This is a genomic window from Hallella absiana (assembly GCF_025457485.1).
Taxonomy (GTDB): domain Bacteria; phylum Bacteroidota; class Bacteroidia; order Bacteroidales; family Bacteroidaceae; genus Prevotella; species Prevotella absiana.
The window spans coordinates 1-13,462 of record NZ_JAMXSP010000023.1; the positions used below are offsets into that span (position 1 = coordinate 1).

9 protein-coding genes and 1 tRNA gene are annotated in these 13,462 nt (G+C 51.0%); 1 reads left to right on the forward strand and 9 read right to left on the reverse strand.

The window, feature by feature from the left end:
- Window positions 1–178 precede the first annotated feature (178 nt).
- A complete protein-coding gene (locus NG346_RS10875) occupies window positions 179–1,096 on the reverse strand; it encodes a TaqI-like C-terminal specificity domain-containing protein (RefSeq protein ID WP_317620794.1) in 918 nt (305 codons plus the stop codon).
- An 11-nt stretch (window positions 1,097–1,107) separates the two neighbouring features.
- The gene (locus NG346_RS10880; RefSeq protein ID WP_262280780.1) at window positions 1,108–1,719 is read right to left on the reverse strand and encodes a master DNA invertase Mpi family serine-type recombinase; all 612 of its coding nucleotides are present in this window, start codon (window positions 1,717–1,719) and stop codon (window positions 1,108–1,110) included.
- A gap of 109 nt (window positions 1,720–1,828) precedes the next feature.
- Between NG346_RS10880 and NG346_RS10885 the strand changes: the two genes are divergently transcribed.
- On the forward strand, window positions 1,829–2,437 hold the full coding sequence (locus tag NG346_RS10885; RefSeq protein WP_262280781.1) for a hypothetical protein: 609 nt from the start codon (window positions 1,829–1,831) through the stop codon (window positions 2,435–2,437).
- Between the two features lie 75 nt (window positions 2,438–2,512).
- On the opposite strand, the gene dnaK is transcribed toward NG346_RS10885, so the two are convergent.
- The 7 genes from dnaK to NG346_RS10920 all read right to left on the reverse strand — a co-directional run bounded on the left by dnaK (window position 2,513) and on the right by NG346_RS10920 (window position 13,131).
- Window positions 2,513–4,456, reverse strand: a complete 1,944-nt coding sequence (gene dnaK, locus NG346_RS10890; RefSeq protein ID WP_262280782.1) for a molecular chaperone DnaK — start codon at window positions 4,454–4,456, stop codon at window positions 2,513–2,515.
- A 626-nt stretch (window positions 4,457–5,082) separates the two neighbouring features.
- Entirely contained in the window at window positions 5,083–7,107 is a 2,025-nt protein-coding gene (locus NG346_RS10895) for a M13 family metallopeptidase (protein ID WP_262288738.1), read from the reverse strand.
- Between the two features lie 30 nt (window positions 7,108–7,137).
- Window positions 7,138–8,577, reverse strand: coding sequence for an MATE family efflux transporter (locus NG346_RS10900; protein WP_262288739.1), 1,440 nt, complete (start codon window positions 8,575–8,577; stop codon window positions 7,138–7,140).
- A gap of 1,023 nt (window positions 8,578–9,600) precedes the next feature.
- Entirely contained in the window at window positions 9,601–10,239 is a 639-nt protein-coding gene (locus NG346_RS10905) for an FKBP-type peptidyl-prolyl cis-trans isomerase (RefSeq protein WP_262288740.1), read from the reverse strand.
- 18 nt (window positions 10,240–10,257) lie between these two features.
- Window positions 10,258–11,826, reverse strand: coding sequence for a glycine--tRNA ligase (locus NG346_RS10910; protein ID WP_154535276.1), 1,569 nt, complete (start codon window positions 11,824–11,826; stop codon window positions 10,258–10,260).
- Between the two features lie 139 nt (window positions 11,827–11,965).
- A tRNA-Leu gene (locus NG346_RS10915) sits at window positions 11,966–12,047 on the reverse strand.
- 79 nt (window positions 12,048–12,126) lie between these two features.
- Window positions 12,127–13,131, reverse strand: coding sequence for a transposase (locus NG346_RS10920; protein WP_262288741.1), 1,005 nt, complete (start codon window positions 13,129–13,131; stop codon window positions 12,127–12,129).
- Window positions 13,132–13,462: the final 331 nt, after the last annotated feature.

The window sequence follows — 13,462 nt, forward strand, 5'->3', positions numbered from 1 at the left end:
TAAAGGTTGTACATACGATGGTTTGGACTTAATGTTTTGAACACCACTAAGTTACTAAAAATCAGCGATATGTGCAACTTTTTACTCATATTTATCAACTTAAATTAATTCCGCCAACGGGTATAATTAATAATTTCATATAAGTTCTTGCCAATGATCTATTGAGCGGAAAAGAGGACTACGCCTCTTTTCCCTCAATAAAAGCAATTTCTGTAGCATTCAAATGGTATGCTTCGTATATATTATCCTCGCCAATAGGGGGAATTGGAATTTCCAAGACATAAATAGAGAACATCCTTACTGCCTTTTCTCCTAACTGAACAGATAGAGTTTTGTAATACCAATCAATTAGTGGAGAGTTCAGATATTTTTGTAAATGTCTCAACTCTCGTTCATTATCAGTCGTGATAAAGTATGTTGTATTGTTACAATACATTACATCTCTACATAAGCAAAAATTTAAATGTTGAGTGATATCAGCATAAAACAATTTTGGCTTATTAAAATCCTCCCAATAACTGATGCTATCCTGAGTCTCAAACCATTTGTTAGATGTTTTTTTTCGTGCCTTCTCTTTCTTTCCACTTATGATAACTTCATTTCCATCTATCACGACTATTTTACCTGTTTGTGCGAGTTTCTGATGACAAAACTCTGCAAGATATTCATTAGCAATATCGTCACATTTGCTACTTCGTAAATAGCTATCTGCATAGCTAAGAAGATATTTTTTCACTGCTGGATATTGTTCTATGTCATAATTACGTGATGGGAAAGTGGCAATAAGATATACCCCCGCCCACTCATAGCCATATCTCTTGATATCTCTGCCACGAAGAATCGGTCGAATAAGTTCCTCGGTTCTCTGGCGTTCGTCGGCATCTTTGCAGTTGGAAAGAATCTCGTTCCGCTTGCTTGTATTAATAATGAAAGCCTCGTTGCATCCTGTAAGCACTCCGCGGTAAATATGAATATCCCAATCTTTGAGTGGTGTCCCCACCGCCTCAATTTTACGCTTGATGCTTTGCTCAATAGGCGAGAGGACAACCCAACTGTCTGAAGAGCTGAAATCACAAATTGTATGCTGTTGCTGCACAAAATCGCTCTTTAGTTATCTGCCAATCCTTTGAGTGTAACAAATCGGGAAAGAGTGTTTCTATCTACCTTGCAAATTTCTGCAATCTTGCGAAGTGAAGTTCCATTTTTTAGTAGTTCCTTAATTAAAATTTCCTTACCTGATAGTTTATATTTATCAGGTCCACTTTTTCTTCCCTTGGGACGCCCCAGCACGACTCCCTCCGCTTTCTTCCTTGCCAGTGCTTCCTTAGTGCGTTGAGAAATCAGGTTGCGCTCTATCTCAGCGGAGAGGCCGAAAGCGAATGCAAGCACTTTGCTTTGGATATCATCACCGAGACGGTAACCGTCTTTGATGGTCCAGACACGGCACTCCTTATTCATGCAGATATTGAGAATCTCCATGATCATGAATAGGTTACGGCCGAGACGCGAGAGCTCGCTACATATAATGATGTCATCCTTGCTCACCTTCTTAAGCAATCTACCTAATTGACGCTTGTCATAGTTCTTGGTACCGCTGATGGTTTCCTCTATCCAGTCATCAACGTGCAACTTCTCACGCTCGCAAAAGTTGTTAATCTCAAACCGCTGGTTCTCTACTGTCTGCTTGTCGCTGCTCACCCTGATATATCCGTAAATCATTTTTTTCAGTAAAAGTAATGATTTCTATTTGATTTTTGCTATTTTTGCATCATAAAAAGTAATAGATGCCATGAGCAACCTCCAAGACCTATACAACGCAATAGAGACATTGCGAAAGAACAATATCCCCATCGACGACAATCTTTCCAAACGATTGGATGAAGCTGAGGAGCAAATCATTCGTGACGAGATTCTGCCCATCATAGGCAAGAACATAGAACCCACTCTGCGACAGATCCAACGCAAATTAGTATTGGTCGTTGATTATGACCCATCCGCTCCCATCAGCGTGCGCATGACGCGTAAACGTGTCATTACAGACGAGACTGAAACAAAGAAATATCCATTGCTGCCTATCGAGAAGCCTGCTCCCACCAAAAAGCAGAAGCCTCATGTAATTGTCAATCCTCAAACACGTTTGAAAGTTACATTCCCGGATGGCGTTGTCTTTCAAGACAAAAATGCTACGACAACATTGTTAATGGCTATTGAGAAAATTGGCCCGGAAAAGGTTGCAGAGCTCGGTATCAGTGTTGACAAAGCAAACTTGGTGTCCAAAACTCCGTCAACAGCTTTAGGTCATGGTGCATGGCACCAAGTTAAAGATTGGTATGTAAATACTCACAGCAACACCAGCGGGAAAGCTGTGCAGCTCACCAAGATTTCCAAACATCTTCATTTAAATCTGAAGATTGAGATCGTGAATAAGCATGTATAACTTTTCAAAGATACAAAAAAATCCCACGTAACCATTGTGGTTGCGTGGGATTTCCATTAATATTTATTGATTATATTACTTCACCTCCTCGAAGTCGGCATCCTGGATATTGTCGTCCGACTTGTTGTCAGAACCGTTGTTCGTGTTCTGCTGCGAACCGGCACCGGCGTTGGCACCGCCCTGGAAGCCCTGGGCACCAGCCTGAGCACCGCCCTGACCATACATCTGAGCCGAGGCAGCCTGAACGGCAGTGTTCAGAGCAGCCATAGCTGTGTCGATGGCAGCCACGTCGGCAGCCTTGTGGGCATCCTTCAGCTTGTTGAGAGCATCCTCGATGGCCGGCTTCTTGTCAGCCGGGATCTTGTCGGCATTGTCCTTGAGGAAGTTCTCGGTGGTGAAGATCATGGAGTCAGCCTGGTTGAGCTTGTCCACTTTCTCACGCTCCTTCTTATCAGCATCCTCGTTGGCCTTAGCCTCAGCTCTCATGCGCTCGATCTCGTCCTGGCTCAAGCCACTGGAAGCCTCGATACGAATCTTCTGCTCCTTGCCGGTAGCCTTATCCTTAGCGCTGACGTTCAGAATACCGTTGGCATCGATATCGAAGGTCACCTCGATCTGTGGAACACCACGGCGTGCGGGTGCAATGCCCTCAAGGTTGAACTGTCCGATGCTCTTGTTCTGAGCAGCCATCGGGCGCTCACCCTGCAGCACGTGGATGGTCACGGCCGTCTGGTTATCGACAGCGGTAGAGAAGATCTGACTCTTCTTGCAAGGAATAGTCGTGTTGGCGTCGATCAGCTTTGTCATCACGCCACCCATGGTCTCGATACCGAGGGTCAGCGGAGTGACGTCAAGCAGCACGATATCACCGGCACCTTTCTCGTTGTTGAGGATAGCGCCTTGGATAGCAGCACCCACAGCGACGACCTCATCAGGGTTAACGCCCTTGCTGGGCTCCTTGCCGAAGTAGTTCTTCACCAGCGTCTGTACAGCAGGAATACGGCTGGAACCACCCACGAGGATCACCTCGTCGATGTCGCTCGTAGAGAGCTTAGCGTCGCGGATAGCGTTCTGGCAAGGTACCAGACACTTCTGGATCAGGTCGTGAGCAAGCTGCTCGAACTGAGCACGTGTCAGTGTCTTCACCAAGTGCTTAGGCACACCGCCCTCAGCAGAGATATAAGGCAGGTTGATCTCAGTGGTCGTCGTAGAACTCAACTCGATCTTTGCCTTTTCAGCAGCCTCCTTCAAGCGCTGCATAGCCATCGGATCTTTGGTCAGGTCGATGCCCTCGTCGGCCTTGAAGCCGTTGACGAGCCAGTCGATGATCACCTGGTCGAAGTCATCACCACCCAGGTGGGTATCACCATTAGTAGCGAGCACCTCAAACACGCCGCCACCGAACTCGAGGATAGAGATATCGAACGTACCACCACCAAGGTCGAAGACAGCGATCTTCATGTCCTTGTTGGCCTTGTCGACACCGTAAGCCAGAGCGGCAGCCGTAGGCTCGTTGACGATACGGCGCACCTTCAGACCAGCGATCTCACCAGCCTCCTTGGTAGCCTGACGCTGAGAGTCAGAGAAGTAAGCAGGCACGGTGATGACAGCCTCGTTGACCTCCTGGCCGAGATAGTCCTCAGCGGTCTTCTTCATCTTCTGCAGGATCATAGCAGAGATCTCCTGCGGTGTGTAAGGATGTGCTGCACCCTCGATCTGCACCTTAGGATAACCGTTGTCGTTGATCACTGTGTAAGGCACACGCTCAGCCTCTTTGCGGCTCTGCTCGTAAGTCTCACCCATGAAACGCTTGATAGAGTACACGGTGTTCTTCGGGTTGGTGATAGCCTGACGCTTTGCCGGGTCACCAATCTTGCGCTCACCGTCCTTGACGAAGCCCACGACAGACGGTGTCGTACGCTTGCCTTCAGAGTTTGCGATCACTACAGGCTCATTGCCTTCAAACACAGCCACACAGCTGTTGGTAGTACCTAAGTCGATTCCAATAATCTTTCCCATAATTGTATATATTTTATTTATTATTCGATGTTAACTGTTGGACTTGATTGTCCGCCCCTTAAATAACAAAGCGTGTGCCAACGGCTGTGGGCACGGGGAGAGGTATGACATAATGTCACACGCTATATAGAAAGTGCGACAGCCCATGAGCCGTTTTGTCAAAACCTAAGGATCGCGGGGAAGAGGCGGAAAGCATTTTTACAAAAGTCTGTCAACTTGAACATTCAATCTAGAGATGGAAGTATCAGCAAAAAAGAGTGATGCAAGGCGAAAACAAGCGTTTTTCCATGTTTTTTGCCTAATCAGACACAGAAAAGGGTGATTTGACCAAGTCAAATCACCCTTTTCTCGCTATAAAATAACCGTGATGACCGGATCATCTCGGTTGTTTCATCAAAAATTCTCTAGAGAATTTTCGGTCAAAGTACCTCTCTGACCGAAGCATCTCAACGATTTCTTCGGCAGAAATCAGCCAAACGTTTACAATTATCTGATAATCAGCAACTTTCTAAAAACCTCACGAGAATCGCGAAATTGCGGTCAAGAGGACACCTCGTCGCAAAGAATCGATTCTCAGAGGCTGTTTTTTGTCAGTTTATCCAACAAAACAGGATTTCAGCGATTGCTTACCAGATATGCGCACGCTTGTTTTTGGGCAAGAACAGCTTGTCGCCCTTCTTCACGCCGAAGGCCTTGTACCAGGCGTCGATCTGTGGCAGAGCGGCATTGACACGTGCCATGTTGGGAGAGTGCACGTCGACGGTGATGAGATAGCGTATCACCTCCGGTGTCATATTCGACGCCCATACACGTCCCCAAGCCAGGAAGAAGCGCTGTTCGGGGGTGAAGCCGTCGATGGTGGTCAGCGGATGCTGCTTCATGCTATTTTGCAGGGCAGTGAAGGCAATATTGAGTCCGCCGTTGTCGCCGATGTTCTCGCCAAGCGTCTGCTGTCCGTTGATCTTCACGCCGGGAAGTACCTCGAAGCCAGAGAAATAGTCGGCGAGCACCTTTGTACGTGCGTTGAAGTTTTTCTTGTCCTGTGCTGTCCACCAGTCGTGCTGGTTGCCGTTCTTGTCGAACTGCGATCCCTGGTCGTCGAAGCCGTGGCTCATCTCGTGTCCGATGACGCCGCCGATGGCACCATAGTTCACAGCGTCGTCAGCGTTGGGATCGAAGAATGGCGGCTGCAGGATGGCTGCGGGGAAGCAGATCTCATTGGTCGTGGGGTTGTAGTAGGCGTTGATGGTCTGCGGCGTCATTCCCCACTCGCTCTTGTCCACCTTTTTGTTGACCTTCTCAGCGATATATTTGTCGGTAGCCCAACGTGAGATGCGCTGGAGATTCTCGTAGAGGCTCAGCGAGTCGACAACCTGCAGTCCGCTATAGTCTTTCCACTTGTCGGGGTATCCGATCTTGATGATGAAGTTCTGAAGCTTGTCCTTGGCCTGTGCCTTTGTGGCGGGTCCCATCCAGGTAGCGGCGTCGATGCGCTGCGCGAGAGCCGTCTGCAGGTTGTGGACAAGGTCGAGCATCTTCTTTTTGGAGCTCTCGGGGAAGTACTTCTCGACATAGAGCTTGCCGATAGCCTCACCGAGTGTACCGCTCACCAGACTTACGGCACGCTTCCAGCGCGGACGGTCCTGCTTGACACCACTCAGCGCAGAGCCGAACTGGAAGGCCTCCTTGCGGAAAGCATCGCTAAGCTGACTGGCAGCACCACTGATGACCTTGGCCTCGGCATAGGTCTTCAGATCCTCCAGCGGCGTGTTGGCCAGAATCTTCTCGACCTCATGGATCGGTTCGGGCTGAGCCACGTTGATGCTGTCGATGGCGGGCATGCCGCTGGCCAGCATCACGTTGCCCCAGTCGATGCCGGGGAACTGGTCGACGAGCTCGGTATAGCTCATCTTATGATAGTTGCCGTCGATATCGCGGAGCTTCACCTCGTCGTAGCTGGCCTTGGCGATCTCGGTCTCGATATCGAGCACTTTCTGCATCTTGCTCTTGGCCGTAGCCTCATCGTTGCCCACGAGTTGGAAGAGATGGGTCAGATAGGTCTTGTAGGCCTCAAGCACCTTTTTCTTGTCAGGGTCGTCGGATGTGTAGTAGTCGCGCGTGCCGAGTCCGAGTCCGCCCTGCCCGATGGCAACGAGGTTCCATGCAGCATTGCGCTGGTCAGCGTCCACGCCGATGCCATACATCATCGTGCCCTCGCCGTTGCGGTCGAGCGCAGCCGTGACGATCTGATACTCGCGTGTGTTCTTGATGGCAGCGATACGGTCGAGTGTCGGCTTCAGCGGAGCCCATCCCTCGCGGTTGAGGCGCACGCTGTCCATCATCAGATTGTAGAGCGATCCGATCTTCTGTCCGAGCGTGCCCTGCTTTTGCGGCTGATTGGCATACTGCAGGATGAGTTCCTGGATACGCTTCTGGTTGAGTTCCTCGAGGTCGACGAACGCTCCATTCTCGGGATGCTCTGCGTCCAAAGGATGGCTCTTGAGCCAACCACCGGCGGCGTAGTGATAGAAGTCGTCACCGGGACGCACAGAGGTATCGAGGTTGCTGCGGTCGATACCCGACGTGGGAGTCTGGGCAAAAGCGCCCGTGCAGGCGAGTGCCAGACTCAACAATACGATTTGTTTTTTCATGTGTGTTTATTTAAAACTAAAATTCTATTCTTATGATTCTGCCTTTTCGGTCTGCGGTTTCATGTACCAGCGTCCGCGTGCGATGCGGAAGAGGAAGATGCAGCCACGGAAGGTGAGCTCCAGTGCCATCGCCACCCATACACCCACGAGACCATACTGCTGACTCAGGGCATAGGCAAGTGTCAGACGCACGCACCACATCGAGGCGAGGTTCATCACTGCCGGTTTGAGCGTATCACCGGCGCCGAGGCAGACGCGGAAGGCGACGATGCTGGCCGCAAAGAAAGGTTCGGCAAAAGCCTCGATGCGCAGCACGCGCGTTCCCAACTCGCGGATGGCTGCCACAGGGGTGAGGAAGCCGATCATCTCGGGGGCGAAGACATACATCACCACGCCCATCACGGCCATCACGCCCATGCCCAAGCCGATGGTCAGCCAGGCAAAGCTGCGACAAAGGTCTTGCCGTCCGGCACCAAACGTCTGGCCGACAAGCGTAGAGGCGGCGTCGCCGATACCATAGCCGGGCATGTAGCACAGGCTCTCGGCAGTCACGGCAAACGAGTTGGCGGCAATAGCTACATTGCCCAACGGAGCAACGATCATCGTGGAAACAATCTGCGCGCCATTCATCAGCACATACTGCAAAGCCATCGGCGCACTGATCTTCAGAGCTTTCATCACATAGGCCGGCTGCCAGACAAAACGCTCGCGGTCGAGATGCCAAGCCAAAATAGGACTGCGACGCACATTAAACCATACCAGGATCAGCGAGGTGACTACATAGGCCAGCGACGTACCCAGGGCGGCACCCTCCACGCGTAGTCCGGCTCCCCACAGCGGGACATCCATGCCCAGCACGCTGACGGTGCGCGAAGGGAAGATCAGCAGGAAGTTGAAAACCACGTCAAGTACACACGCCAACACAGCGATGGTGCTCGGCCGACGCATGTCGCCACTCGACTTGAGCATGGCCGATGACAGATTCTCCATCATGAAGAACGGGGCTGCCAACGAGAAGATGAAGAAATAGGCGGAAGCATCGTGCTGGATGTCGCTGCCGCCACCCAACCACTGGGGCAGCGGACCGGAGACACCACAGGCTACGGCCATGAGCACCAAAGAGAAAACAAAGCAAAACAAATAGCCGTGCTTCATCACCCGACGGGCCTGCCGGAAGTCGTTCGCCCCTATGAAGTGAGCCACTTGTACGGCAAAACCCATCGACGCAGCACCCGTCAGCGAGCCGAAGAGCCATGAGGCTGGCTCCACCAAGCCGATGGCGGCACTGGCCTCGGTACCCAACGAGCCCACCATGGAGGCATCAATATAGAACATCAGCACGCTGGTGATCTGAGCCAGGATGGAAGGAATACTCAACTCCACGATGAGCCGCAGCTTCTCACGGCCCATCAACGGGGCTCCCTCACGTATCTTGGCCAACAAGGCCTCGCTTTTCTTATTGCTAAACATACTACTCTTTGATTATAGTGCAAAGTTACACAGATTCCGCCAAATAACCAAAAAGCGGTGTCCCATATACTGGGACACCGCTCTCGTTATATCTGTTAATACCTATTTTCTATGCTATTCTCCTTCCAATCGTGTGGGGGAACTAAAGGCGCATGCCATTGTTCTCAGCCCACATCCATGCGGCAGCACTTGCTGCACACATGAGACTCATCATCATCATATACATCTTTTTACCTCGCTTTCTCTTTATACTATAAACCAATCTTTCTTATTCAATCTTTTACCTTTTCCTCTTCGTTATCCAGAATCGTGTCACCCTGTCTGTCATCCTTACTTCTTCAATCTTTCTTCTCTACCTGAGGAACATCTACCTTACCTTCTTCTTCCTTACTAACACCTATTTTCTTCTATGACTAATACCCTACTCTACTAATACCTTTCTGCATTTACTAATACCTTTCTTCTATCACTAACACCTATCACGTTTCCTGAATCAATCTTTCTTCTTACCTTTCACAGAACTAATCTTCTACCTATCCGTACATCCTGAATCATCTTCTACCTGTCGTCCTGAATCATCTTCTACCTGCGTTCTCTCTATTTTCTCTACTAACGTCGCATCCTGACGAACTTCTTACCTTGTATATTTCTCTCAACTTTTCAAATATCTCTTGATGTCCTTGCGGCCATCCTTTTTCCTTTTGACACTGCAAAGATAGGATGATTTTCGCAATGCCACAACGATTTCTCTATCGTTTTTATGCAAAAAGAGGGGATTTTTGACCTATATCAATAAAGTGTGTGCGCACACAACAACTTTTCAGCCCAGAAGCGCAGAACAATCGTTTGCACAGCAGCCACCGAGGACTATGATGCCAAAACCGCCATTGAAGACAACAGAAAAAGACCGGAACAAACAAAAAAGACCATGCCCCGATGCTCTCCGCAGCGTCCTACACCTTATTATATATATAGGACTCTAAGAAAAGCTTCGGGGCATGGCCCAGAAAAGATACTACCGGACTACTTCCAGTCGGGGACTTTCTGTCCCTTGGGATAGAAGGCAGCCAGCTTGACGTCGAAGATCAGCGTGGAGTAGGCAGGGATCGCGCTCTGCGCCGTCTCGCCGTAGCCAAGGGTATAAGGGATGTATACCTCCCAACGGTCACCGACATGCATGTTTTGCAAAGCTGTCGAGAAACCGTCAACAACAGCGCTGACAGCAAACTTTGTCGGCGTGGCCTCATCCATGGAAACGGCATGACCCAAAGAAGAGTCAAACTGATAGCCGTCGGGATAACTGGCAGAGGGGATCAGCCGGCCGGTATAGTGCGTCCGCACAGTGTCGGTATAGATGGGGCTGACCGTTCCGGTTCCCGTCTCTTTGACGTGGACGATGATATAGTCGGTGTTCTTGGACTGCAACGATTCCTCGAGGCTCCAGTTCTTGATGATCTTCCAATTGGCATTGCCAGCCTTGACGCTGTCCTGCGCCTTGGCGTAGAGAGCGTCCCAATAAGTCGTGTTCTTACTCTGCCAATCGTCAAACTCCGAGCCGGTATCGTCGCTCTCCGAACAGGCGGCAAGTAGCATGCTGCCTGCCACAACGGCAAGCAGTGCCCCACTCCATTTTCTGATGACGCGCTTGATGCTGATGTTCATTCTTTACTTGTTGTGTGATTACTTGTCAAGACCCTCAATCTCCTTGCTGAGTTTCTTCAGCACGCTGGTGATGCTCACGCGGTCCTCAATGATCTCGCGCAGCTTCTCCACGGGCACACGCTCCTGCTCCATCGAGTCGCGATAGCGCAGGGTGACGGTGTTGTCCTCCAGGGTCTGTCCGTCAACGGTGACGCAGAACGGTGTGCCGATGGCATCCTGGCGGCGATAACGCTTGCCGATAGAGTCCTTAGCTTCGATATGTGTGGTGAAGTGGAACTTCAGGTCGTTGACAATCTCCTGTGCCTTCTCGGGCAGACCGTCCTTGTTGACAAGCGGCAGCACGGCGCACTTGATAGGAGCCAAAGCCTCGGGCAGGTGCAGCACGACACGGCTGGAACCATTCTCAAGCTTCTCCTCCTCGTAAGAGTGGCACATGACGCTGAGGAACATACGGTCAACGCCGATAGAGGTCTCCACGTCGTAGGGTACGTAGCTCTCGTTGGTGTCGGGATCGAAGTAGCGCATCTTTGTGCCGCTGAACTTCTCGTGCTGGCTCAGGTCGTAGTTGGTACGGCTGTGGATACCCTCGACCTCCTTGAAGCCGAACGGCATCTTGAACTCGATGTCAGTGGCAGCGTTGGCGTAGAAGGCGAGTTTCTCGTGGTCGTGGTAACGATAGTTGTCGTTGCCCATGCCCAGAGCCTCGTGCCAGGCCAAACGAGCTTTCTTCCAATATTCAAACCACTTCATTTCGGTGCCGGGCTGGCAGAAGAACTGCATCTCCATCTGCTCGAACTCGCGCATACGGAAGACGAACTGACGGGCAACGATCTCGTTGCGGAAAGCCTTACCGATCTGTGCGATACCGAACGGCAGCTTCTGACGCGTGGTCTTCTGCACGTTGAGGAAGTTGACAAAGATACCCTGGGCTGTCTCCGGACGGAGGTAGACCTTGCTCGTGGCACCGGCTGTGGAACCGAACTCTGTGGAGAACATCAAGTTGAACTGACGCACGTCGGTCCAGTTCTTTGTACCACTGATAGGATCTACAATTCCCTCGTCGAGAATGATCTGCTTGAGCTCTTCAAGGTTGGGTCCCTGCATGGCCTCGGTGTAGCGGGCATGGAGGTCATCACGCTTCTTCTGATGCTCAAGGACACGCGGATTGGTCTCGCGGAACTTCTTCTCGTCGAAGGCATCGCCGAACTTCTTGGCAGCTTTCTTCACCTCCTTGTCGATCTTCTCCTCATACTTGGCGATCTGATCCTCGATGAGCACATCAGCACGATAGCGCTTCTTCGAGTCGCGGTTGTCGATGAGCGGGTCGTTGAAAGCGTCGACATGACCACTGGCCTTCCATACGGTCGGGTTCATGAAGATGGCAGCGTCAATGCCCACGATATTGTTGTGAAGAAGCACCATGCTGTCCCACCAGTACTTCTTGATATTGTTTTTCAATTCTACACCGTTTGGTCCGTAATCATAGACGGCTGCGAGTCCGTCAGGATAGATGTCTGAACTGGGGAATACGAAACCATATTCCTTGCAATGACTCACAATCTTCTTGAAAACATCTTCTTGTGCCATAATTCTATTACTTTCTAATAAATTATACTTTCGTGCAAAGTTACTGCTTTTTCTTCAAAATACTCTTTCCAAGAGCGTTAAATATCAGGAAAAGGAAAAAATCCTAACCAGCGAACGCCGGTTAGGATTTCTTCATTTGTGCGCCTGACAGGACTCGAACCTGCACTGCGTGAGCAACTAGATCCTAAGTCTAGCGCGTCTACCAATTCCGCCACAGGCGCATGAAAATAATCGTAGTGGATGCAAAGATACACATTTTTTTCTATATAACAAGAAGAAGCCACAGAAAAGTGATAAGCGTTAACACTCGCTGAGAGCTTTGGCCATCTCGTTCAGGCTTAGGCACTGGTCACGCCGGATCGTCGTACGGGCGTTGTGATGCTCCCATGGAGCCAGCAACAGCAGGCGGCCTTCGGCACAAGCTTGCATCGAGCGGCCTGTGGGCTTGGAGTAGTCAGTGAAGCCGTTCTCACGTAGATGAATGAGCGAACAGCCTTGGAGAAACAGGCTACGCATGATGGTCTTCTCGCCCGGTGAGATGCTCGGAGAGATGAAAACTACGCCACGCGCTGCATCCTTCAGGCACTGCTGACGCTGCGCTTCGATCTGCTCAGCCGTGAGACGGCGCGAGCACTGCACTACTTTCTTCTCGGGATAGTCGAGGAGAAAGCGGTTGCCGATGGCAGAAAAGCTGTAGCCGGCATATTCGAAGTTGTGCTGCACACGGAAGAGGTCACGGTGCTCACGCTTCATCATCAGGCGGTAAGGGTTGTCGTGAAGATAGCGGCGCCACCGCTCCATCTGCCCTTCTTCATTCAGCAGACGGTCGTTGTAGCCAAGTTTCCAGAGCATATTACCGTCTTTGTGGCGCTGTTCCTTGGGATTCTCCTCTTCGTGGAGAATGATACGGCGAAAGGCTGCGTTGCACGATTTCTTAAAGCCGCCGACAACATTGCCAAGATGCCGCGCCATCCTCTCATGGACAAAGAGAATGCCATGCAGGTGGTCGGGCATGAGCTGGAAGTCGACAATGGAGATCTCCGGCACGAAGTCAGGGATATGCCGCCATGCATCCAAGACGGCGAGGCCTAACGGACTGGGAACAATATGAGGATAGTCGAGGGTATAGCGCGGAGCCGCCGTGTGCCCCACTACCTTGCCAAGCCATGGGTAGCGGTTGACGGTGGTCACCGTCAGCAAGTAGATGCGGCGCGCGTGATAGTCGTTGAAGGGGGCGCGGCGCAGCATGGAAGGCTTCAGAGGACCGGCAAAAGGCTTGTGCCGTAGGTATTGTTCCTCATTCATAGGCAGGGGGATTATAGGATAACAAAAGGAGGACTTGAATAACAAAGGGAGGACTTGAATCACAAAGGGAGGACTTCGCCACAGGCGAAGCAAACACAACGGCTCACGCGAAGAGACAGCAACTCAAGAGCAGAGGCAGAGCAGCTAAGGAGCCAAAGGGCAGGGACGGAAGGCAGGAAGCCGCCGGGGAACCAAGAGCAGAGCCGAAAGGAAGGGGGCCGCTCTTTTTGCGTTAGCAGTTCGGTTTGCCTTGGCTGTGCCAAGGCCCCCTCGCCGGTTCTGCCGCTGGCCCCGTCGCAGGCCTCGTCGGCGCCTCGCAGCCGCTCCCGAG

Coding starts and splice junctions, on each gene's coding strand:
- NG346_RS10900 (WP_262288739.1), bottom strand. CDS start 8,577: ATGTTTAGCAATAAGAAAAGCGAGGCCTTGTTGGCCAAGATACGTGAG.
- NG346_RS10910 (WP_154535276.1), bottom strand. CDS start 11,826: ATGGCACAAGAAGATGTTTTCAAGAAGATTGTGAGTCATTGCAAGGAA.
- dnaK (WP_262280782.1), bottom strand. CDS start 4,456: ATGGGAAAGATTATTGGAATCGACTTAGGTACTACCAACAGCTGTGTG.
- NG346_RS10920 (WP_262288741.1), bottom strand. CDS start 13,131: ATGAATGAGGAACAATACCTACGGCACAAGCCTTTTGCCGGTCCTCTG.
- NG346_RS10895 (WP_262288738.1), bottom strand. CDS start 7,107: ATGAAAAAACAAATCGTATTGTTGAGTCTGGCACTCGCCTGCACGGGC.
- NG346_RS10880 (WP_262280780.1), bottom strand. CDS start 1,719: ATGATTTACGGATATATCAGGGTGAGCAGCGACAAGCAGACAGTAGAG.
- NG346_RS10905 (WP_262288740.1), bottom strand. CDS start 10,239: ATGAACATCAGCATCAAGCGCGTCATCAGAAAATGGAGTGGGGCACTG.